Below are 20,785 nucleotides of genomic sequence, written 5' to 3' on the forward strand. Positions count from 1 at the left end.
GTTGAAAGCCATGAAGCCCACCGATACCGCCGCCCCAGCCGACGGCCTGCCTTCGCCCTGGCATCGCCTGTCCACGCGCATCGTCATCAGCTCCCTGGTGGCGCTCGTGGTGGTGCTGTCCATGGTCAGCTGGACGCTGTGGCTGTCCTGGCAACTGGAAGGCGCGGGCGCGGCCATCAACGATACGGGCAGCCTGCGCATGCGGGCCAACCGGGTGGCGGTGGAGCTGATGCGGCCGCAGGCCGGGCGCGAGTTCCGCACCAACGAGCAGGTGCAGCTCATGGATGACACCATCGCCCGCCTGGCGCGCGGCAATCCTGCGCGCCCGCTGTTCATTCCCAACGACGAAGCCATCCGCAAGCAATGGCATGACGTGGCCGCCTACTGGTACGACGTCATGAAGCCGGCCGCCACGCGCGCCCTGGCGCAGCCGGATGCCGCCACCTATCTGGAGACCCTGCCGGAATTCGTGGCCCGGGCCGACACGCTGGTGCGCATGATCGAACAGGACAACGCCGGCAAGACCACCTCGCTGCGCCTGTCGCAGGGCGTGCTGGCGGCCATTGCCAGCGCCGGCACGCTGGCGATGATCTATCTGTTGTATCTCTGGATCATCTCGCCGGTGCTGCGCCTGCGCGACGGCCTGCAGCGCATGGCGGCCAGGGAATTCAGCACCCGGCTGCCGGTGGAAAGCCAGGACGAGTTCGGCGTGCTGGCGCGCGGCTACAACCGCATGGCCGATGAATTGCAGGACCTGTACACCGGCCTGGAGCGGCGCGTCGAAGAAAAGACCGCGCAACTGGCCGCGCAGAACCGCGACATCGGCGCGCTTTACGACATGGCTGCCTTCCTGAACCAGCCCAACGAGATCGAAGCGCTGTGCGACGGCTTCCTGCGGCGCGTGATGCTGCAGTTCGACGCCGAGGGCGGCAGCATCCGGGCGCTGGATCCCAACAACGAAAAGCTCAACCTGATGGTGTCGGTGGGCTTGTCCGACGAACTGGTCGAGTCCGAGCATTGCATGCGCGTTAACGACTGCTATTGCGGCGTCGCCACGCGCCAGGCCGGGGTCATCGTCATCCAGGATTTCCGCGAGTCGCCGCCAGCCATGGAACTGAACTGCCAGCGCGACGGCTTTGCCAGCGTGGCCGTGTTCCGCATCGTCACGCGCGACGAGGTGCTGGGCTCGTATTCCTTGCATTTCCGCCAGCAACGCCGCCTGTCGCCCGCAGAATCGCAGCTGCTGGAAACGCTGGGCCAGCATCTGGGCGTGGCCCTGGACAACCGCCGCCTGAGCGCGCAGGCGCGCCAACTGGCGGTGGTGCGCGAACGCGGGCTGGTGGCGCAGGGGCTGCACGACAGCCTGGCGCAGGGCTTGAACTTCCTGAACCTGCAATTGCAGATGCTGGACGCTGCCGTGAAGCGCGGCGACCAGGCGGAGATCGACGAGATCCTGCCGCTCTTGCGTACTGGCGTCGACGAAAGCTACCAGGACGTGCGCGAACTGCTGACCAACTTCCGCACCAAGCTGTCACAGGGCGACCTGCAGGCCGGCATCGAAGACACGGTGGCGCGCTTCCGCCGCCAGACCGGCATCGAGACCGAACTGCGCTTCGGCCGGGGCGAGGGCGCGCCGCTGCCGCCTGACGAGCAGTTGCAGGTGCTCTTCATCCTGCAGGAAGCGCTGTCCAACGTGCGCAAGCACTCGGAAGCCAGCCACGTGCGCATCGACGTCTCCAATGACCGCGACTTCAGCCTGGTCATCACCGACGATGGGCAGGGCTATGACCCCGCGGAGGTGGCCGAGCGCGGCGAATCGCATGTGGGCCTGCACATCATGCGCGAACGCGCCGCGCGCATGCGCGCCGTGATAAAACTTGAATCGCAGCCCGGCGCCGGCACGCGCGTCGCGCTGACCTTGCCCGGCAGCGAACGCCAGGCCGCTTGAATTTTCCCACCATGCCCATCCGTATCCTCCTCGTCGACGACCACACCCTGTTCCGCTCGGGCGTGCGCCTGCTGCTGCAACGCCAACCCGACTTCGAGGTCGTGGCCGAGGCCGGCGACGGCGTCGAAGGCCTGAAACGCGCCAAGGAACTCAAGCCCGACGTGGTGCTGCTGGACCTCAACCTGCCCGGCTTGTCCGGGCTGGAAACGCTGCAGCTGCTGACGCAGGAGTTGCCGTCTTGTGCGGTCATCATCCTGACGGTGTCGGAAGAGGCAGACGAACTGGGGCAGGCGTTGCGCGACGGCGCGCGCGGCTATCTGGTCAAGAACATCGATGCCGAAGCGCTGACCGCCGCGATCCGCCGCGCGGCGGGCGGCGAGCCGGTCATCGCCGAGAGCATGACCGCCAAGCTGGTCGAACAGTTCCGCGGACAGGCCAGCCTGGCCGCGCAAGCGCCGCAGCCGGGGGGCAGCGCCGAGCGCCATCGCCTCACCGCGCGCGAGACCCAGATCGTGCAATGGCTGGCGCGCGGCGCCAGCAACAAGGTCATTGCGCGCGAACTGGACGTCAGCGAAAGCACGGTCAAGATCCACGTGCAGAACGTGTTGAAGAAACTCAATCTCACCAGCCGGGTGCAGGTCGCGGTGTACGCGGTCGAACACGGCCTGTACACGGAAGAATAGGGCGGCATGCGGCGTTCGGCATAGGCCGTTTGATCTGCGACAAGGCCAGGGGCGTGACGGCCCCATAGACTGGCCGGCATGGAAACTCGAACCTCTCCCCTGGAGCTCGTGGCCCCCGCCGGCAGCCTGGCCGCGCTGAAGGCCGCCATCGATGCCGGCGCCGACACCGTCTACCTCGGGCTCAAGAACGCCACCAATGCCCGCAACTTCGCGGGACTCAACTTCACCGAAAGCGATATCCGCGCGGGCGTCGAACTCGCCCACAGCCGCGGACGACAGGTGCTGTTCGCCATCAATACCTTTGTGCAGGCCGGACGGGCGCCCGAATGGCGCGCCGCCGTCGACGCCGCCTACGGGCTGGGCGCCGATGCGGTCATCATGGCCGATGCGGGGCTGCTGGCCTATGCCAGTGACCGCTATCCGGACTTGCGCCTGCACCTGTCGGTGCAGGGTTCCGCCACCCATACGGACGCCATCGAACTGATGAAGGAACAGTTCGGCATCCGCCGCGTGGTGCTGCCGCGCGTGCTGACGCTGGCGGAGATCGCGCGCATCTGCGCCAACGTCAGCGTCGAGGTCGAGGTGTTCGGCTTTGGCAGCCTGTGCGTCATGGCCGAAGGCCGCTGCCTGTTGTCGTCCTACGCCACCGGCGATTCTCCCAATAACAAGGGCGTCTGTTCGCCCGCGCATGCGGTGCGCTGGTCGGAAGAGAACGGCCGCATGGACGCACGCCTGAACGGCATCCTGATCGACCGTTACGAGCCGGGCGAACCCGCCGCCTATCCCACCCTGTGCAAGGGCCGCTTCGACGTCGACGGCCAGGCCGACCATGCGCTGGAGGAACCCACCAGCCTGAACGCCATCGGCCTGTTGCCGCGCCTGGCGGAGATGGGCGTGTCCGCCATCAAGATAGAAGGGCGGCAGCGCAGCCCGGCCTATGTCACCCAGGTGGTGTCGACCTTGCGCGCCGCGCTGGACAGCGCGCATGCGGACGCTTCCCGCTTTTCGCCCCGTCCCGAATGGAACGCCATGCTGGCGCGCCATTCCGAAGGTTCCCAAGTCACGCAAGGCGCATTCGAACGTCCATGGAAATGAAACCTAGCGCGTACCGGATATCGGTCGCACCGTTGCAGTATTACTGGCCGCGCCAGCACACGCTGGATTTCTACGCGTCGCTGGCCGACAGCCCCGCCGACATCATTTACGTGGGCGAAACCGTCTGTAGCCGCAGGCACGAGCTGCGCGCAGAGGACTGGATGGAGCTGGCGCGCGACCTGCGCGCCGCGGGCAAGGCGGTGGTGCTGTCGGGCCGCACGCTGATCGAGACCGGGGCCGAGGCCAGCGCGCTGAAGAAGCTCTGCGGGCAGGACGACTTCATGGTCGAAGCCGGCGAGCTGGGCGCGGTGCGTCACCTGAACGGCCGCGCCTTCGTGGCGGGGCCTCATGTCAACGCCTATCACGGCGGCACCCTGGAATGGCTGGCCGCACGCGGCGCCGCGCGTTTTGTCGCACCGCTGGAAATGGACAGCAAGACGCTGGCTCTTCTGATGGCGGAAAAGCCCGCCGGTCTGGAGACGGAAGTCATGGTCTGGGGCCGCATGGCGCTGGCGTTCTCCGCACGCTGTTTCACGGCGCGTCATTTCCGTTTGAAGAAGGACGACTGCGGCTTTCGCTGCATCGAACATCCGGACGGACTGGACATGCGTACACGGGAGTCGAGCGATTTCCTGGCGATCAACGGCATCGAGGTGCAGTCCGGAGCCTGCCTGGACCTGCTGTCGCAGGCGCCGGCGCTGGCCGCCCTGGGCGTGGAGGTGCTGCGGGTGAGTCCTCAATCGGCCGGCACGCTGGAAGCGATCGCCGCGCTGGATGCGATGCGGCGCGGCCTGGCGCCGATGGAGGCGCGGCCGCCTGCCGGCATGGCCCGCTGCAACGGCTACTTCCATGGCAAGCCGGGCATCGACCTGCTGGAGGCCGTGGCATGAGCGCGGCGATTCAAGTACCGGGCGTGCTCGCCAGGCTGGGGCGGCGTCTGCCTGCGCCGTTTGTCTCGCTGCACTTCACCGTCGGACTGGAACTGGCGCGGCGGCTGAAATGGCTCACACCGCCGGCCGAACTGGAGGGCCGCAGCTTCGGCATCACGGTCGAGGACCTGGGCCTGCGCAGCAGTTTCGCCGTGCGACAAGGCGCTTTTCGCCCGGTATGGAACGGCGCTGCCGCCGAACTGGAACTGGGCGCGAAGCTGGCCGATCTGCTGGCCCTGATGCGTTCGGAAACGGACGCCGATACCTTGTTCTTCCAACGCCGGCTGCGGATCTCCGGCGATACGGAGCTGGGGCTGATCGTCAAGAACTGGCTGGACGCGGCGCCACGGCCGGCGTGGCTGCAGGGCGCGGCGCGTTGACGGCGCAATGCCCGCCGTCGCTTGCGGGCATTGCTTGAATCCGCAAGGGATCGTGCTATACCGGGCGTCGTTGCCGCGGGGGAGCTTGGCGCTTTCCCGGGCGTGATCGGATGGAGACAGCAATGCGGATCATGGTGGTGGGCGCCAGCAAGGGGCTGGGCAGGGCGTTCGTGGAAGGACTGGGCCAGGATGCCACGCTGATCGTGGGCGTAGCGCGCCGCGCGCCGCAGGATATCGCCGTTGCGCCCGGCTGCGAACTGCGCTGGATCGAGGCCGATCTGTCGCAGCCAGTGGCCGCCGTCGAGCAGATCGCGGCGCAGGCCCCGGACGGTCTCGATGCCATCCTCTACAACCTGGGCGTGTGGGAAGAGCACGCATTCAGCGAACACTACGACTTCCTGACGGACTCGCCCGCGGAGATCGCGCGCATGGTGGACATCAACGTCACCGCGACCATCCTGTTGCTCCAGCGCTTGATCCCGCGCGTCCTCGGTGCGCGCAAACCGCAAGTCATTCTCACTGGTTCGACCTCCGCGTTGGCCGGCAGCGGCCGTCCCGAGGTGACGTTCGGCGCGTCCAAGCACGCGCTGCGGGGTATCGCGGACGCCCTGCGCGAAAGCTTCAGAGCGCGAAGGCTGGCGGTGACCTGCCTGCAATTGGGCTACTTGAACACGGAAGACGGCTTGGGCGTGCCGCGCGACGCGGCCAGCCTGCGGGGAGAGGGCGGCCTGATACCCGTGCACGACGTGGTGACGATGACACGCGCGCTGCTGAATCTGTCCGATGCGTCGTTCGTGCGGGAAATCGTCATGCCGGCGCTGATGGACGAGCGCTTCTGAAGCGGGTCCACCGCGCCAACGGCGTCATGCCGGCCTCAACTGCGGCCGGGCTTGCCTTCCATGGCGCGGGCCACGCGCGATAGGGCCAGGCTGGCGGCGAAGTACAAGGCGGCCACGGCCAGGTAGACTTCGACGTGGTAGGGCCGCCAATCGGTGCCGGCCACCACCGCCTTTGCTGCGCCCAGCACGTCGAACACGCCGATGATGCTGACCAGCGAAGTGTCCTTGACCGCGCCCACGAATACGCCCAGGGCTGCAGGCGCGGCAATGCGGCGGGCCTGCGGCCAGATCACCGAACCGTAGGCCATGGCCGCAGGCATGCCCAGGGCGCGCGCCGCCATCATCTGGCCGGGCGGTATGGCTTGCAGCGCGCCGCGCAGCACCTCGGCCAGCAGGCAGGCGGTGTGCAGCGTCAGGGCGGCCAGCGCCATGGCGAACTTGGACACGCCGCCGCCCAGCAGCATGGGTAGCACGAAGGACGCGAACAACAGCTGTGTCACCAGCGGCACGCCGCGGACGGCCTCGATCAGGCCGGCGGCAGCCAGCGAGGCGGCGCGGTTGTGGCTACGGCGCAATAACGCAAGCGCGAAAGCCAGCGGCACGGCCGCCAGCAGGGCGGAGATGGCCAGAACCAATGTGACGAGCAACCCGCCCCAGCGTTGCGGACCGATGGCGGCGCCGCCCCAGGGCCAGCCGGACAGCGCGCTGATGGCCGCGCCCAGCAGGACGGCGAGCAGGGCCGCACGCGTCGCGGGACGGACACGCGGAGCAGTCAACGCCAGCGCAACTCCGGCGAGCAGGGCTGCGCAGGCGGCCAGCGCGGGCGCCCGGTCGGCCTGGGCCATGGTGCCGAAGAACAGCACTGGCAGGTTCTCGCCCACGGCGGCCCAGCATGCGCCCGCCGCGTTCGCGCATGCTGCGGGATCGCCGCGCCACACCGCGTCGAGCAAGGCCCATTCCAGCAGCCGCCATAGGATCAAGCCCAGGACAGCGGCCAACGCGGTCGATAACAGCCCGCCACGCCAACTGCGGCGTTCGCCCGCAGCGTTCCACGAAGGCCGCTCGCCCAGGCGCGCGCCATGCGTGTCGCCGGGGCCGTGGCGGGTATTGCGCGCGTTCCATGCCGACAATCCGCCGCCCAGCGCCAGCGCCAGGCCCAGATAGACCGTGACGGCCAGCGCGATGCCCTCAAGCGCCAGGCCGGTCTGCGTGATGGCGGTGTTGATCACCGCCATCAATTCCTGATAGCCGATGGCAATGGCCAGGGTGCTGTTCTTCACCAGCGCCAGGCACTGGTTGGCATACGGCGGCAGCGCCACGCGGGCGGCATAGGGTGCTATCACCAGCCGCAGCACGCTGCGGGGCTTCAAGCCTAGCGCCTGCCCGGCCTCCACAAGTCCAACCGGCACGGCGCGCACGGCCGCGCGTGCGATGTCGGCGATGTAGGCCGCATGGAACACCACCAAGCCTATCGTCAGCGCCGCGAATTCTATGCTGGGCTGCCAGCCGCCCTGCAGTCCCAGGCCGCGCCTGACCGGCATATCGATGCGCATGGGCGGCAACAGGACCCACGCGAGCAGCGCGCCGGCCAGCGCGGCATACAGCGCAGGATTGCCCCAGCGGCGTCGGACCAGGCCGCCCAGCGCCAGCGCGGTCACCGTTACGGCCGCGTAGGGCAGCCAACCGTGCACGGCTGGCAGAGCCAATCCGCGATTGGACAGCAGCATGTGCGGCAACGGCGACCACGCCTGGCGCAGATCGGGCAGGCGCAGCAGCAGCCCGTACCAGACGAAGAGTTGCAGCAGGACCGGCGTATTGCGCAAGGGCGCGATGATGGCGGCGGCGCAACGCGCGGCCAACGGGTTGCGCGACATGCGCAACAAGCCCAGTCCCAGGCCCAGCGCCGTCGCCAGCGGGATTGCCACGGCGGCGACGGTCAAGGTGTTTACCAGGCCGGCCGCTATCGACATCCAGTAGGGATCCTCCGGCTTGATATCGAGCAGGCTTTCGGAAATGCGGAAGCCTGCGGGCTGGAACAGGAATCCGAAGCCGCCTTGGATGCCGCGTGCAGTCTGCACCGATTCGATGTGCCAGAGCAGGACCGCGGCCATGCCGCCCAGCGCGAGCGTCCACGCCAACGCTGGCAGCCAGCGTCGCCACGGGCCGGTGGAGGGAAAACGGAGAGCGGTCGCTGCCATGGTCGAGAAAGAGTCGGGCCAGGATCACTGGAACGGCGGCGAGTACAGCAGCCCGCCCTGGTTCCATTGCGCGTTCAGGCCGCGCTCCAGCTTCAGCGGCGTTGCGGCGCCCAGATTGCGGTTCCAGACTTCGCCATAGTTGCCCACGGCCTTGATGGCGTTGCGGGCCCAGCCTTCGTCCAGCCCGAAGCTCTTGCCTATGCCGGGGTCCACGCCCAGCAGGCGGCGTACCTGGGCATCGCTGCTTTGCGCCTGGTTGTCGGCGTTCTGCGCGGTGATGCCGAGTTCCTCGGCCGCCACCAGCGCGTTGATGGTCCACCGGACGATGGCGGCCCAGTTGGCGTCGTCTTGCCGCACGAAGGGGCCTAGCGGCGATTTGTTGATGCGTTCAGGCAGGATGACGAAGTCGTCCGGCTGGCCGGCTCGCGCCGCGCGGCTGGCGGCCAGGGTGGACGCATCCGACAGGTAGACGTCGCAGCGTCCTGCGTAAAAGGCCTGTTCGAGCTCGACCAGATTCTCGATGACGACCGGACGATAGCTCAGCTTGTGCTTCTTGAAGTAGTCGACCAGGTTCTGCTCGTTGACCGTACCGGGCTGCACGCAGACCTGCGCGCCTTCGAGCTCCGTCGCGCTCTTGACACCCAGCTTGCGCGGCACCAGAAAGCCCTGGCCGTCATAGAACACGATGCCGGCGGACGCGATGCCCAAGCCGGCGTCGCGGCTGGAGGTAATCGTGGTGTTGCGGTTCAGCACATCGATCTCGCCCGACTGGAGCGCAGGAAAACGTTGCTGCGAACTCAACGGCACGAAGCGCGTCTTCTCCGGATCGCCGAGCACGGCGGCGGCCAGCGCGCGGCAGAGGTCCGCATCCAGGCCGGTCCAACGGCCTTGCTTGTCGGCAATGGACAAGCCGGCAGATCCCTGGCTCACGCCGCAGACCAGTTCGCCGCGTTTCTTGATGGTCTCGACCGTGCCCGCATGAGCCGCGCCGGCCAGCGCCAGCATCGCCGCCACGCCCGCGATCTTCAGTTGTTGAGTCAAACGCATGCCATTCCTTTGTTTGATGCAGTCCGGAAAGGCAGGAATTCTATGGGTGCTATGACGTTCGGCGAGCGACTATATGGTCATATGGATATAAAAACTAAGCCTTACTCAAATCCGCGTCATATACCTAGAATCGCTGCATACCAAGTTGAAATGACGGAGCGGTGGCGCATGAGCTGGCAGGACGAATTCAGGCAGTTGTTTCCGATCACGCAAGACCAGGCTTACGCCAACATTGCCTACACCAGCCCGCTGGCGCCCAAGGTGGCCGAGGCGGTCGGCGCATTTTTCCAAGGCATAACCTACGCACGCAGCGACAAGCCCCAGTGGCTGCGGGACGCAGATGCGTTGCGCTTGCGGCTGGCCCGCCTGATCGGCGGCGACGCCAAGCGCCTGGCTTTCACCAAGAACACCACCGAAGGGTTGAACATCGTTGCGCAGGGGCTGGCCTGGCAGGAAGGCGACAACCTGGTGGTGGACGACCAGGAGCATCCCACCAATGCCTTGCCCTGGTTGAACCTGCGGCGCCGTGGCGTCCAGGTGCGCGTGGCGCAGGCGAATTCGCATCGCTACACGGTGGATGACCTTTGGCAGCATGTGGATGCGCGCACGCGGCTGATTGCAGTGTCCTGGGTGCAGTACGGCACCGGCCTGCGCACCGATATCGCCGAACTGGGCAGGCGCTGCGCCGAACGCGGCATCTTTCTGGTCGTCGACGGGATTCAGGGCGCGGGGCTGTTGCGCGTCAACGTGGATGAATGGGGCGTGGATGCCTTTGCTTGCGGCGCGCATAAGGGCATGCTTGGACCGCTGGGCGTGGGCCTGCTGCATGTATCGCCCCGGCTGCTCGAAGCCCTGGATCCGCTGTATATCGGACCTTCCGGCGTCAACACGCTGGATAAATCCGGACTGCAATGGCAGGTGGGCATCGCCGATGCTACTGACGCCCGCAGGCTCGAATCAGGCAACCTGAACTATCCGGGCATCGCGGGCTGGGCCGGCGCGCTGGACCTGATCGAAGGCGCGCGGCCCGAACGTATCGAGCCCTGGGTGCTGGAGCTTTCGGAAGCGCTGAGCACCGGCTTGCGCGGAGTGGGCCTGCAGGTCGCGTCACCGGCCGGTCCGGAATTCCGCAGCACGACGACGGCGCTGCGCGTGCCGGATCCCGCGGCCGCGCTGGCGCATCTGACACAATCCGGGATCGTGGCCAGCATAGTGGAGTATGGTTACGTGCGCTTGTCCGTCGGCGCCTATAACAATCATGCGGACGTGGAACGCATACTGCGCGCAGCGCGGACGCTTCCCGTCTGAGAAGAATCATTGATAAGCAACACTTCAGGAGATACTGATGACCGAAGCGAAGAAGCCCCAGTGGCGGCTTGAAACCGTGGCCGTGCATGGCGGCTACCGCCCCGATCCGACCACGCGCGCCGTGGCCGTGCCCATCTACCAGACCGTGGCCTACGCGTTCGACGACACGCAGCACGGCGCCGACCTGTTCGACCTCAAGGTGCCGGGCAATATCTACACCCGCATCATGAACCCGACCACCGACGTGCTGGAGCAGCGCGTGGCGGCCCTGGAGGGCGGCATCGCCGCGCTGGCGCTGGCCTCGGGCCAGGCCGCGGTGACCTACGCCATCCTGACCATTGCCGAGGCGGGCGACAACATCGTGTCGTCCAGCACGCTGTACGGCGGCACCTACAACTTGTTCGCGCACACGTTGCCGCAATACGGCATCACCACGCGTTTCGCGAATCCTTCCGACCTGGCCGCCTTCGAGGCCCAGATCGACGACCGCACCAAGGCCATCTTCGCGGAATCCGTGGGCAATCCGCTGGGCAACATCACCGACATCGCCGCCTTGGCCGACCTGGCGCACCGCCACGGCCTGCCGCTGATCGTCGACAACACCGTGCCGTCGCCGTACCTGCTGCGTCCCATCGAGCACGGCGCCGACATCGTGGTGCAGTCGCTGACCAAGTACCTGGGCGGCCACGGCACCAGCCTGGGCGGCGCCATCATCGACTCGGGCAAGTTCCCGTGGGCCGAGCATAAAGAGCGCTTCAAGCGCCTGAATACGCCGGACGTCAGCTACCACGGCGTGGTCTACACCGAAGCCTTCGGTCCGGCCGCCTACATCGGCCGCGCCCGCGTGGTGCCGCTGCGCAATACCGGCGCGGCGATCTCGCCCTTCAACTCGTTCCAGATCCTGCAAGGCATCGAGACCCTGGCGCTGCGCGTGGACCGCATCGTCGAGAACACCGTCAAGATCGCCAAGTACCTGCGTGAACATCCGAAGGTCGAGTGGGTCAACTACGCCGGCCTGCCGGACCATCCCGACCACGCGCTGGCGCAGAAGTACCTGGGCGGCAAGGCGCCCGGGCTCTTCACCTTCGGCGTGAAGGGCGGCCGCGAGGCCGGCGCGCGCTTCCAGGACGCACTGCAGCTGTTCACCCGCCTGGTCAATATCGGCGACTCCAAGTCGCTGGCCACGCACCCCGCATCCACCACGCACCGCCAGCTCAATCCCGAAGAGCTGCAGAAAGCCGGCGTGCGCGAGGAAACCGTGCGCCTGTCGATCGGCATCGAGCATATCGACGACCTGCTGGCGGATCTGGATCAGGCGCTGGCGCAGGTGTAAGCCATGACGATGCTTCCCCGCAGAACCTTGTTGAAGCTGGCCGCGGGCTTGCCCGCGCTGGCAGCCGCGGGAGCGGCCGGGGCGGCAGCCCCGGCTGCCCCGGCCGCAAAGGCCCGCAACTATGTCCTGGCCCACGGCTCATGGCATGGCGGCTGGTGCTGGCGTCCGGTGGCGGACCGCCTGCTGGCGGCCGGCCACCGCGTGTACGCGCCCAGCTACACCGGCATGGGCGACCGCGCCCATCTGCTGAGCAAGAACATCACCATCGACACCTTTGTCGAGGACCTGGTCCAGGTCATCGAGACCCAGGAACTGAAGGACGTGATCCTGGTGGGCCATAGCTTCGGCGGCATTCCCATCACGGGCGTGGCCGAACGGATTCCGCAGCGGCTGGCGCATCTGGTGTACTTCGACGCCATCGTGCTGCAAAGCGGCCAGAATGCATTCTCGGTCTATCCGAAGGCGGATGCCGACGCGCGCATCGCCGCGGCCTCGAAGGCCACCGATGGACTGGCCGTGCCGATTCCCGATCCGCTGCCGGCGGCCTGGGGATTCACGCCGGGCAGCGCGGACCATGATTGGGTCAAGCGCCGCCTGACCGCCCATCCGCTGGCCAGCTACACCACGCCGCTGAACCTGAAACACCCCATCGGCAATGGCGTGGCCCGCACCTATGTCCATTGCACCCAGCCCGAGCTGGCCGTGCTGGATGAATCGCGCAAGCTGGTGCAGTCCCAAGCGGGCTGGAACTGGGTCGACATCGCCGCGCCGCACGAAGCCCACATCACGCATCCGGCCTTGCTGGCGGATCTGCTGCTGGGCCTGGCCTGAGCCGGCACGGCCAGGATGGGCGGCTGATACGGTCGCCCGGGCATCGCAGTTTGCGGGCATCATGCGGGATTGCGCCGGGCCGCCAGTGCCCGCGCGTCCGATGCCGACCCGCAGGAGACCTCCATGGCCCGTCCGACCGTCCACGCCGCGCTGCCCGCGGATCTGCAAGCCTGGCTGCGACAGCATGCCGATGCGCTGGACGACGGCAGCATGGATGCGGCGGTAGTGTTGCCGCAACTGGCTGCCGCCGACGTGTTGCGCCATGGCGTGCCCGTGGGGCAGGGCGGCTTGCCAGACACGGATATCGGCGACGCGATCGAAATGATCGCGCAATTGGCGGAGCTTTCCGTTGCCGGGGCCTTCGTGGCCTGGAGCCAGCGAGTCTTCATCGAGTATCTGCTGCGCAGCCCCAACAAGGCTCTTGCGGAAGCCTGGCTGGCGCCGCTGCTGAAGGGTGAGCAGGCCGGTGCGACCGCGCTGTCGAACGCCATGAAGTTCCTGAGCGGCATCGAGTCGCTGCAGATCGCCGCGCGCGAGGCGGACGGCGCGTGGGTGCTGGACGGCCGGATGCCCTGGGTCACCAATCTGCGGCCCCAGGGCTTCCTGGTGGCCGCCGCTGTTGCCGCGCCCGATGGAACGCCGGCGGTGGTCGCGCTGCCGCATGGCATCGCGGGACTTGCCCGCAGCCCGGACCTGCCTTTGTTGGCGCTGCAATCGACCCACACCGCGGCGCTGGACCTGCGCGGCGTGCGCATGGGTCCCGAATGGATCATCCATCCTGATGCGCGCGAGTATCTGCCCCAGGCCCGGCCGGCCTTTGCGGGCATGCAATGCGGCCTGTCCATCGGCCTGGCGCGGGGCGCTTTGCGCGCCGCGCAACAGGCAGGGCAGGGCCAGGACTCGCGCGGCATCCTGGGCCAGCCGCTGCAAGCGCTGGAGACGCAGTTGCACGCGCTGACGGCGGGTTTGATCGATGGGGTGCGCAGCGGGAGCTTCGTCTCGCAGCCCTGGCGGCTGTTCGAGCTCCGCATCGCCTTGGCCGAAGCTGCCCAGCAGGCGGTGCAGCTGGAATTGCAGGCCAGCGGCGGCGCGGCCTATCTGCGGCCGGCTGGCGCAGGCTTTGCGCGGCGCTGGCGGGAAGCGGCATTCCTGCCCATCGTCACGCCCAGCCTGGTGCAATTGAAGACGGAGCTGGCCAAGCGCCAGGCGCGGCTGGCGGCCGAAGCGGGTGGATAGCGGCGCGGCGAGGCCGCGACGGCCGGGTCTTATCGCCGCATGCCTTTGCCATTGACCGGGCAGACAATCTCGCGCAGCTTGCGCTGCACGGGGTCTTGCGCGATTGGCGCATTGCGGATGCCGGGCGGAGGCAGGGACTCGACGATGGGGCCGGTGGCGTTCTCGCCCGCATGGTGCACGACCTGGCTGACGGTATAGGTGCCGGCGGTGCAGTTCATGGTGACCGGCTGGATCACGGAGCGGTAGGGTTGCCCGTTGGCGGCGGAAATCTTGGGCTGGGCGTAGAACCAGGCTACGTTCACGGCCATCACGGCCGGGCGCTCCGATACCACCTTGATCGACGCGCTGTCGTAGAACACGCCAGGCATGGCTTGGGGGTCCAACGGCAGCCAGGCTGCTGCGGCGGACGGCATGTCGCCGGGCGGCGCGGCCTGCGCGGGGTGGACCCAGGCGGTCACGGCCAGGGCGATCAGGAATGCGTGCCTTGCGGTCATTGGTGTTTTCCGGTGGTGGCGCGGCGCGCCGGCGCCAGGCTTGTGGCCATGGCGTGTACCTGATCATACCGGGCAGGGCGCGTGCGCGCGGAGCGAATACGTCCGAGGGGCGGCGGGGCCTAAGCCGTCAACACATATTCCGGATAGCGCCTGCAGATCTCGGCTACTTGGCTGAGGGTGCCCGAAAGGTGTTCCCGCAGCACCTGCTGGGCGCGCTGCGGGTTCTGCGCGACGATGGCGTCCAGCAGGCGCTGGTGGTCGTCCAGGATGCGCTCGGCCTTGCCGGCCTCGGGCAGGTGCAGGCGGCGCAAGCGGTCCAGGTGGCCGCTGTAGCGTTGCGCCAGTTCCCACAGCCGGGTCACGCCGGCGGCTTCGTGCATGTCGCGGTGGAAGGCCTGGTCGGCGTCGATGAAGCGCTGGTACTGGCTGCTGGCGTGGCTGGCGCGCTGCAGGTCGATGCTGGCCTGCAGGCGCTGGAAGAGCTGCGGATCCGGGCGCTGCGCCAGCATCTGCACGATCTCGAGCTCCAGCGAGCGGCGCAGGAAATGCGCCTCGCGGGCGGCGTCCACATCGATGCGGCTGACCACCGTGGTGTGCTGCGGATAGATCTCGACCAGCGCTTCCTCGGCCAGCCGCATCAGCGCGTCGCGGATCGGGGTCTGGCTCAGGCCGTAGGTTTCCGCCAGCGTGATGCGCGACAGGGGCGTGCCCGGAGCCAGTTCCAGGGACACGATCTGTTCGCGTAGATGTTCGAAGACCTGGGGCGCGGCGTGGCGCGAACGGTCCAGTCTGAGCTTGGTGCTTTGCATCGGGTCGCGTGCGGAGTTGGGCCTGAAGAGTAACGGAGTTTAGCGGGTTTTTACCTAGCTGACGCACTAATGTATTAGTGTTTAAATGGCCCGGTCAACATTACGAAAGACCGCCTCACTCCTATGAAACGCTCCTACGAAAGCCTGCGCAGCGCCGCCTGGATGGCCCGGGACGACCTGCGTTCCTTCGGCCACCGCTCCCGCATGATGCAGATGGGCTATGGCCCCGACGACTGGGCGGGCCGCCCGGTCATCGCCATCATCAACACCTGGTCGGACCTTAATCCCTGCCACAGCCACTTCAAGCAGCGCGTCGAGGACGTCAAGCGCGGCGTGTTCCAGGCGGGCGGGTTTCCGGTGGAGCTGCCCGCGATTTCGGTATCGGAATCCTTCGTCAAGCCGACCACCATGCTGTACCGCAACTTCCTGGCCATGGAGACCGAAGAGCTGCTGCGCAGCCATCCGGTCGACGGCGCGGTGCTCATGGGCGGCTGCGACAAGACCACGCCGGGTCTCATCATGGGCGCGGTCAGCGCCGGGCTGCCTTGCGTCTACGTGCCCGCCGGCCCCATGCTGCGCGGCAACTGGAAGGGCAAGATCCTCGGGTCCGGGTCGGATGCCTGGAAGCTCTGGGACGAGCGCCGCGCCGGCAAGATCACGCAGGAGCAATGGACCGAGGTCGAGGGTGGCATCGCCCGCAGCTACGGCACCTGCATGACCATGGGCACGGCCAGCACCATGACCGCCATCGCCGAAGCCATAGGCATGACGCTTCCGGGCGCCTCCTCGATCCCGGCGGCGGACGTCAACCATATGCGCATGTCGGCCGAATGCGGCCGGCGCGTGGTGGAGATGGTCTGGGAGGACCTGACGCCGCAGCGCATCCTGAGCCAGGCCTCCTTCAAGAACGCCATCAACGTGGCGATGGCCATGGGCTGCTCCACCAATGCCATCGTGCACCTGGTGGCCTTGTCGCGCCGCGCCGGTTGCGCCGTGGGCCTGGACGACTTCGACGCCGCCAGCCGCAAGGTCCCGGTGATCGCCAACATCCGGCCCAGCGGTGACACCTATCTGATGGAAGACTTCTTCTACGCGGGCGGGCTGCCGGCGCTGATGTCGCGGCTGCAGGATCATCTGGATCCGTCCGCCATGACAGTCACCGGCAAGACCCTGGGCGAGAACATCGCCGGCGCCGAGGTCTACAACGACGACGTGATCCGCCCGCTGGACCAGGCCATCTACGACGAAGGCGCGCTGGCCGTGCTGCGCGGCAATATCGCGCCGGACGGCTGCGTCATCAAGCCCAGCGCCTGCGCGCCGCAGTACCTGCGCCACACCGGGCCGGCCCTGGTGTTCGACGACTACCCCAGCATGAAGGCCGCGGTGGACGACGAGAACCTGGACGTCACGGCCGACCACATCATGATCCTGCGCAATGCCGGCCCCCAGGGCGGTCCCGGCATGCCGGAGTGGGGCATGCTGCCCATTCCGACCAAGCTGGTGAAGCAGGGCGTGCGCGACATGCTGCGCCTGTCCGACGCCCGCATGAGCGGCACCAGCTACGGCGCCTGCATCCTGCACGTGGCGCCGGAAAGCTATATCGGGGGCCCGCTGGCCCTGGTGAAGACGGGCGACCTGATCACCGTCGACGTGCCCGCGCGCAGCATCCACCTGAACGTCAGCGACGAAGAACTGGCCGCGCGCCGCGCCGCCTGGACGCCGCCGCCCCGGCGCTACGAGCGCGGCTACGGCTGGATGTACTCGAAGCACATCCTGCAAGCCAACGACGGCTGCGATTTCGATTTCCTGGAAACCGCTTTCGGCGCGCCCGTGCCCGAACCCGAGATCTTTTAAAGCGTCATCCGCGCCCATCCCACCGTCTTCAGAATACGGAGCCATCGTGTCCCAAATGAATCCCGAAACCCGCGCCCGCCTGGCCGGCGTCAGCACCGCCACCCTGTGCACGGCCTTGTTCAAGCGCGGCCTGCGCAACCAGTTCATCCAGGACGTGCGTCCACTGAACGCCACGCTGCCCAATATGGTCGGCCCGGCGTTCACCCTGCGCTACATCCCCGCGCGCGAGGACCTGAACACCATCAAGGTGTTCGAGGACCGCGCCCATCCGCAGCGCGTTGCAGTCGAGACCTGCCCTGAAGGCGCGGTGCTGGTCATGGACAGCCGCAAGGACGCGCGCGCGGCTTCCGCCGGTTCCATCCTGGTGACGCGGCTGATGAAGCGCGGCGTGGCTGGCGTGGTGACGGACGGCGGCTTTCGCGATTCGCCCGAGATTGCCGAACTGGGCTTTGCCGCCTATCACCAGCGGCCTTCGGCGCCCACCAACCTGACCCTGCACCAGGCCTTGGATATCAACGCACCCATCGGCTGCGGCGACGTGGCGGTGTGGCCGGGCGACATCGTCGTGGGCGACCGCGAGGGCGTGGTGGTGATCCCCGCCCACCTGGCCGACGAGATCGCCATCGAAGCCGTGGAGATGACGGCCTTCGAGGACTTCGTGACCAGCGAGGTGCAGCTGGGCGCATCCATCCTGGGGTTGTATCCGCCCACGGATCCCGGCACCAAGGACAAGTTCGCCGCATGGCGCAAGCAACAGGGCCGCTGAGCCTTGCCGCCGGCTCAGCCGGCAACCCCATAAGCCAAACAAGAGGCAGGAGACAACCATGAACACGCAACGACGCGGCGCGCTGGCCGCGCTGCTGGCCGCCGCCATGCTGGGCACGTTGGCGGCGCCCGCGCAGGCCGCCGACTGGCCCGCGCAGAAGCCGATTTCCTATGTGGTGCCGTTCACCGTGGGCGGCTCGACCGACGTGGTGGGCCGGGTGCTGGCCCAGAAGCTGGGCGACCGCCTGCATCAGAACGTCATCGTCGAGAACAAGCCCGGCGCCGCGGGCGGCATCGGCGCGACCTATGTGGCCAAGGCGCCGCCGGATGGCTACACCCTGTTCGGCGGCACCATCAGCACGCACGCCATCAACGCCAGCCTGTACAAAAACCTGAAGTACGACCCGGTCAAGGATTTCGAGCCGGTTTCGCTGATCGCCTACCTGCCCAACGTATTGCTGGTGGATCCGAACCTGGGCGTGAATTCCGTGGCCGACCTGATCGCGCTCCTGAAACGCGATCCTTCCAAGCGCACCTTCGCGTCCTCGGGCGCCGGCACCTCCACGCACCTGGCGGGCGAACTGTTCTCCAGCATGATAGGGGTGCCGCTCACGCACGTGCCATACAAGGGCACGCCGCCCGCGATGGTCGACGTGTCCTCGGGCGCGGTGACCTTCATGTTCGACCAGATGACGGCGGCCTTGCCCCTGCTGCAGACCGGCAAGCTCAAGCTCCTGGCCGTGACCACCAAGGACCGCATCGCCTTGGCGCCGGAGGTGCCGACCATGCAGGAGGCCGGCGTGCCGGGCTTCCAGATGGCGTCCTGGCAGGCGGTGTACGCGCCCAAGGGCACGCCCAAGCCCATCCTCGACAAGCTGTCGCAGGAAATCGCGGTGATCCTGAAAGAGCCGGACGTGCAGGAGAAGCTGGGCAAGACCATGGGCATGGAACTGGTCGGCAGCACGCCCGAACAGCTGCGCGACCTGATGGCGACGGAGATCCCGCGCTGGGCGGAAGTGGTGAAGAAGTCGGGCGCGACGGTCGAGTAAGCGGATCGGGCAAGGGGGGACGGCATATCGGCGCCGTCCCCGCCGCCGCTCAGGATGTCACCATCAGGGCTTCAAGTTCAGCTTCGGCACCAGCGCCTTGAACGCCTCTTCCTGGCGCGCCACGTCGGCCGTGAATTGCGGCTGGTCGGCATAGGAGGGCGTCAGGTTCTGCTTGCGCATCAGCGCCTGGAAGTCCTGCGATTGCGCGACTTGGCGGGCCGCGGCGCGCCATTTTTCAACCGCGTCCGCGGGCGTGGCCTTGGGCAGGCCGATGCCGCGCCAGACGCTGAATTGCAGGTCCGCGCCTTTTTCCTTCATGGTCGGGACGGAGGGCAGGTTGTCCAGGCGCTTGGGCGCCATGACCGCCAGGGTGCGCAGCTTGCCGGTTTCCACGTGCTGCTGCAGTTCGGCGTAGGCAACCGTGGTGGCCTGCACGTCGCCCGCCAGGAGACCCATGATGGCCGGGGCCGAGCCCTGGTAGGGCACGTGCACGAACTTCACGCCAGCCTGTTCGCCCAGCGCCGCCGCCGCCATGTGCGGCACCGTGCCGATTCCGGCGTTGGACACGGCGACGCGTTCGGGATTCTTCTTGGCGTCCGCCAGGAATTCCTCCACCGTCTTCCAGGGCGCATCGGCGCGTACCGTGACCGACGAGGGATCGTCGGTGAAGCGGGCGATGGGCTGGAAGTCGCCGACCGTGGTCTTGCCTATGCCCATCAGGGGCACCACCAGCATTTCAGGCGTCATCAGCACCAGCCGGTAGCCGTCGGGCTGCGCGTTGGCCACGTAGGCCCAGCCGATGGAGCCGCTGGCGCCCGGCTTGTTGATCACCACCGTGGGCTGCGCCAGCATGGGCGGGCGTACCGCCTCGGCGATGGCGCGCGCGGTGTTGTCGCTGCCGCCGCCGGGCTGGTAGGCGACCACCAGTTCCATCGAGCGGGCGGGGTAGTCCGCGGCGTGCGCGGCGGACAGGACGGAAACTGCGGACAGGGCGCTGAAGGCCAGCGCGGACAGGCGGTATGGGCGCATGGTGGCGGCTCCGGTATCAGTAGCCCAGGGCGGAAAGATCCGCGAGCGTCTGTTTGGTGATGGCGATAGTGCGTTCGCGTTCGGTCCCGGCCAGGTCCAGGCGCGGCGGCTTGACGGTTTCGGCGCTGCCGGTGATCAGGTGCTCGGCCAGCTTGATGTGCTGCACCAGCTTGACCACCGTGTCCAGGTGGAACAGCGGCGTCAACGCGGCGTATAGCTTGCGGGCCCGCACGAAATCGCCCTCGACGGCCAGTTTCAGCAGGTCGACCGAGGCGCGGGGCACGGCGTTGGCCATACCCGACACCCAGGCCGTCACGCCCAGCGCGGCGCTTTCCAGGATCAGGTCATCCACGCCGCAGACCACGGCAAGACGGTCGCCGAAGCGCGTGATCAGGTCGGTCACGCGGGTGGTGTCGTAGGACTCTTCCTTGATGGCGACGATGGTCGGCTCTTCCAGCAATTCGGCCACCAGGTCCGGCGTCAGGTCCACGCCGTAGCCGCGCGGATTGTTGTAGAGCAGGATGGGCAGGGCGCTGGCGCGCGCCACCTCGCGATAGAAGGCCACGGTCTCGCGGCCGTCGGATTTGTAGGTCAGGCCGGGGAACACCATCAGGCCATTCACGCCGATGCGCTCGGCTTCCCGCGCGAAGGCCGCGGCGCGGGCGGTGCCGGTTTCCGCCACGCCGGAAATCACCGGCACACGGCCGCGCACGGTGTCGACGGCGGTGCGCAGCACCTGCAGTTTTTCTTCGGGCGAGAGCTGGGCGTTTTCGCCCACCATGCCCATCATCACGACGCCGCCCACGCCGTTCTCGATCAGCCGTTCCAGTCCCTGGCGGATGGCCTCCAGATCCAGCGAGAAATCGGGTTTCAGCTTGGTGGTGACGGCGGGAAATACGCCTTGCCATTGAATGCTCATGCTGCGGCTCCTGATGCGTGATCCATCCGGTGCAATCCG

The 20,785-nt window shown here is 67.5% G+C and carries 19 protein-coding genes; 13 read left to right on the forward strand and 6 right to left on the reverse strand.

Annotated elements, in window-relative coordinates:
• The first annotated feature begins 10 nt into the window (after nucleotides 1–10).
• From DXK93_RS22485 to DXK93_RS22510, 6 genes are all read left to right on the forward strand, one after another.
• The gene (locus DXK93_RS22485; protein ID WP_119451157.1) at nucleotides 11–1,948 is read left to right on the forward strand and encodes a type IV pili methyl-accepting chemotaxis transducer N-terminal domain-containing protein; all 1,938 of its coding nucleotides are present in this window, start codon (nucleotides 11–13) and stop codon (nucleotides 1,946–1,948) included.
• Between the two features lie 11 nt (nucleotides 1,949–1,959).
• Entirely contained in the window at nucleotides 1,960–2,631 is a 672-nt protein-coding gene (locus DXK93_RS22490; protein ID WP_054454724.1) for a response regulator transcription factor, read from the forward strand.
• A gap of 78 nt (nucleotides 2,632–2,709) precedes the next feature.
• Nucleotides 2,710–3,726, forward strand: a complete 1,017-nt coding sequence (locus DXK93_RS22495; RefSeq protein WP_119451158.1) for a peptidase U32 family protein — start codon at nucleotides 2,710–2,712, stop codon at nucleotides 3,724–3,726.
• A complete protein-coding gene (locus tag DXK93_RS22500) occupies nucleotides 3,723–4,616 on the forward strand; it encodes a U32 family peptidase (RefSeq protein WP_119451194.1) in 894 nt (297 codons plus the stop codon). Before DXK93_RS22495 ends, DXK93_RS22500 begins: the two co-directional genes overlap by 4 nt.
• Nucleotides 4,613–5,035, forward strand: a complete 423-nt coding sequence (locus DXK93_RS22505) for an SCP2 domain-containing protein (protein WP_119451159.1) — start codon at nucleotides 4,613–4,615, stop codon at nucleotides 5,033–5,035. Before DXK93_RS22500 ends, DXK93_RS22505 begins: the two co-directional genes overlap by 4 nt.
• Nucleotides 5,036–5,157: 122 nt before the next feature.
• On the forward strand, nucleotides 5,158–5,874 hold the full coding sequence (locus DXK93_RS22510; protein WP_119451160.1) for an SDR family oxidoreductase: 717 nt from the start codon (nucleotides 5,158–5,160) through the stop codon (nucleotides 5,872–5,874).
• Nucleotides 5,875–5,909: 35 nt separating this feature from the next.
• Here DXK93_RS22510 and DXK93_RS22515 read toward each other — a convergent pair whose 3' ends face one another.
• Both DXK93_RS22515 and DXK93_RS22520 read right to left on the reverse strand, forming a co-directional pair.
• Nucleotides 5,910–8,012, reverse strand: coding sequence for an ABC transporter permease subunit (locus tag DXK93_RS22515; protein ID WP_233564589.1), 2,103 nt, complete (start codon nucleotides 8,010–8,012; stop codon nucleotides 5,910–5,912).
• Nucleotides 8,013–8,096: 84 nt separating this feature from the next.
• Nucleotides 8,097–9,119 (reverse strand): amino acid ABC transporter substrate-binding protein, encoded by a 1,023-nt coding sequence (locus DXK93_RS22520; RefSeq protein WP_119451162.1) that lies wholly within the window; start codon nucleotides 9,117–9,119, stop codon nucleotides 8,097–8,099.
• Nucleotides 9,120–9,287: 168 nt separating this feature from the next.
• On the opposite strand from DXK93_RS22520, the gene DXK93_RS22525 reads away from it, so the two are divergent.
• From DXK93_RS22525 to DXK93_RS22540, 4 genes are all read left to right on the forward strand, one after another.
• Nucleotides 9,288–10,427 (forward strand): aminotransferase class V-fold PLP-dependent enzyme, encoded by a 1,140-nt coding sequence (locus DXK93_RS22525; RefSeq protein ID WP_119451163.1) that lies wholly within the window; start codon nucleotides 9,288–9,290, stop codon nucleotides 10,425–10,427.
• A gap of 37 nt (nucleotides 10,428–10,464) precedes the next feature.
• Nucleotides 10,465–11,760, forward strand: a complete 1,296-nt coding sequence (locus DXK93_RS22530; protein WP_119451164.1) for an O-acetylhomoserine aminocarboxypropyltransferase/cysteine synthase family protein — start codon at nucleotides 10,465–10,467, stop codon at nucleotides 11,758–11,760.
• A 3-nt stretch (nucleotides 11,761–11,763) separates the two neighbouring features.
• On the forward strand, nucleotides 11,764–12,591 hold the full coding sequence (locus DXK93_RS22535; RefSeq protein WP_233564590.1) for an alpha/beta fold hydrolase: 828 nt from the start codon (nucleotides 11,764–11,766) through the stop codon (nucleotides 12,589–12,591).
• A 123-nt stretch (nucleotides 12,592–12,714) separates the two neighbouring features.
• Nucleotides 12,715–13,827, forward strand: coding sequence for an acyl-CoA dehydrogenase family protein (locus DXK93_RS22540; RefSeq protein WP_119451165.1), 1,113 nt, complete (start codon nucleotides 12,715–12,717; stop codon nucleotides 13,825–13,827).
• Between the two features lie 29 nt (nucleotides 13,828–13,856).
• On the opposite strand, the gene DXK93_RS22545 is transcribed toward DXK93_RS22540, so the two are convergent.
• Nucleotides 13,857–14,321, reverse strand: a complete 465-nt coding sequence (locus DXK93_RS22545; protein WP_119451166.1) for a surface-adhesin E family protein — start codon at nucleotides 14,319–14,321, stop codon at nucleotides 13,857–13,859.
• A 119-nt stretch (nucleotides 14,322–14,440) separates the two neighbouring features.
• Complete coding sequence (locus tag DXK93_RS22550; protein WP_054454703.1) at nucleotides 14,441–15,130, reverse strand: GntR family transcriptional regulator; 690 nt, start codon at nucleotides 15,128–15,130, stop codon at nucleotides 14,441–14,443.
• Nucleotides 15,131–15,253: 123 nt separating this feature from the next.
• Here DXK93_RS22550 and araD point away from each other — a divergent pair, with 123 nt between their 5' ends.
• The 3 genes from araD to DXK93_RS22565 are packed head-to-tail and all read left to right on the forward strand — an operon-like array spanning nucleotide 15,254 to nucleotide 18,798.
• Complete coding sequence (araD, locus tag DXK93_RS22555; protein ID WP_119451167.1) at nucleotides 15,254–16,984, forward strand: L-arabinonate dehydratase; 1,731 nt, start codon at nucleotides 15,254–15,256, stop codon at nucleotides 16,982–16,984.
• 55 nt (nucleotides 16,985–17,039) lie between these two features.
• Complete coding sequence (locus DXK93_RS22560) at nucleotides 17,040–17,750, forward strand: ribonuclease activity regulator RraA (protein ID WP_054454693.1); 711 nt, start codon at nucleotides 17,040–17,042, stop codon at nucleotides 17,748–17,750.
• A 58-nt stretch (nucleotides 17,751–17,808) separates the two neighbouring features.
• The gene (locus DXK93_RS22565; protein ID WP_054454691.1) at nucleotides 17,809–18,798 is read left to right on the forward strand and encodes a tripartite tricarboxylate transporter substrate binding protein; all 990 of its coding nucleotides are present in this window, start codon (nucleotides 17,809–17,811) and stop codon (nucleotides 18,796–18,798) included.
• Nucleotides 18,799–18,861: 63 nt separating this feature from the next.
• Here DXK93_RS22565 and DXK93_RS22570 read toward each other — a convergent pair whose 3' ends face one another.
• Both DXK93_RS22570 and DXK93_RS22575 read right to left on the reverse strand, forming a co-directional pair.
• Nucleotides 18,862–19,827 carry a tripartite tricarboxylate transporter substrate binding protein gene (locus tag DXK93_RS22570; protein ID WP_054454686.1) on the reverse strand — a complete coding sequence of 322 codons (966 nt, stop codon included), beginning with the start codon at nucleotides 19,825–19,827 and terminating at the stop codon, nucleotides 18,862–18,864.
• A gap of 16 nt (nucleotides 19,828–19,843) precedes the next feature.
• Nucleotides 19,844–20,746 carry a dihydrodipicolinate synthase family protein gene (locus tag DXK93_RS22575; protein ID WP_119451168.1) on the reverse strand — a complete coding sequence of 301 codons (903 nt, stop codon included), beginning with the start codon at nucleotides 20,744–20,746 and terminating at the stop codon, nucleotides 19,844–19,846.
• Between the last annotated feature and the right edge of the window lie 39 nt (nucleotides 20,747–20,785).

It is taken from the genome of Achromobacter sp. K91, from assembly GCF_003576205.1.
Classification (GTDB): domain Bacteria; phylum Pseudomonadota; class Gammaproteobacteria; order Burkholderiales; family Burkholderiaceae_B; genus Achromobacter; species Achromobacter aegrifaciens.

Bases quoted from the DNA above. Each gene is read 5' to 3' on its own strand.
- DXK93_RS22545 (WP_119451166.1), bottom strand. From the start codon at position 14,321: ATGACCGCAAGGCACGCATTCCTGATCGCCCTGGCCGTGACCGCCTGG.
- DXK93_RS22570 (WP_054454686.1), bottom strand. From the start codon at position 19,827: ATGCGCCCATACCGCCTGTCCGCGCTGGCCTTCAGCGCCCTGTCCGCA.
- DXK93_RS22535 (WP_233564590.1), top strand. From the start codon at position 11,764: ATGACGATGCTTCCCCGCAGAACCTTGTTGAAGCTGGCCGCGGGCTTG.
- DXK93_RS22485 (WP_119451157.1), top strand. From the start codon at position 11: ATGAAGCCCACCGATACCGCCGCCCCAGCCGACGGCCTGCCTTCGCCC.
- DXK93_RS22525 (WP_119451163.1), top strand. From the start codon at position 9,288: ATGAGCTGGCAGGACGAATTCAGGCAGTTGTTTCCGATCACGCAAGAC.
- DXK93_RS22520 (WP_119451162.1), bottom strand. From the start codon at position 9,119: ATGCGTTTGACTCAACAACTGAAGATCGCGGGCGTGGCGGCGATGCTG.
- DXK93_RS22495 (WP_119451158.1), top strand. From the start codon at position 2,710: ATGGAAACTCGAACCTCTCCCCTGGAGCTCGTGGCCCCCGCCGGCAGC.
- DXK93_RS22490 (WP_054454724.1), top strand. From the start codon at position 1,960: ATGCCCATCCGTATCCTCCTCGTCGACGACCACACCCTGTTCCGCTCG.
- DXK93_RS22540 (WP_119451165.1), top strand. From the start codon at position 12,715: ATGGCCCGTCCGACCGTCCACGCCGCGCTGCCCGCGGATCTGCAAGCC.
- DXK93_RS22550 (WP_054454703.1), bottom strand. From the start codon at position 15,130: ATGCAAAGCACCAAGCTCAGACTGGACCGTTCGCGCCACGCCGCGCCC.
- DXK93_RS22500 (WP_119451194.1), top strand. From the start codon at position 3,723: ATGAAACCTAGCGCGTACCGGATATCGGTCGCACCGTTGCAGTATTAC.
- DXK93_RS22510 (WP_119451160.1), top strand. From the start codon at position 5,158: ATGCGGATCATGGTGGTGGGCGCCAGCAAGGGGCTGGGCAGGGCGTTC.
- DXK93_RS22530 (WP_119451164.1), top strand. From the start codon at position 10,465: ATGACCGAAGCGAAGAAGCCCCAGTGGCGGCTTGAAACCGTGGCCGTG.
- DXK93_RS22575 (WP_119451168.1), bottom strand. From the start codon at position 20,746: ATGAGCATTCAATGGCAAGGCGTATTTCCCGCCGTCACCACCAAGCTG.
- DXK93_RS22565 (WP_054454691.1), top strand. From the start codon at position 17,809: ATGAACACGCAACGACGCGGCGCGCTGGCCGCGCTGCTGGCCGCCGCC.
- DXK93_RS22560 (WP_054454693.1), top strand. From the start codon at position 17,040: ATGAATCCCGAAACCCGCGCCCGCCTGGCCGGCGTCAGCACCGCCACC.
- araD (WP_119451167.1), top strand. From the start codon at position 15,254: ATGAAACGCTCCTACGAAAGCCTGCGCAGCGCCGCCTGGATGGCCCGG.
- DXK93_RS22505 (WP_119451159.1), top strand. From the start codon at position 4,613: ATGAGCGCGGCGATTCAAGTACCGGGCGTGCTCGCCAGGCTGGGGCGG.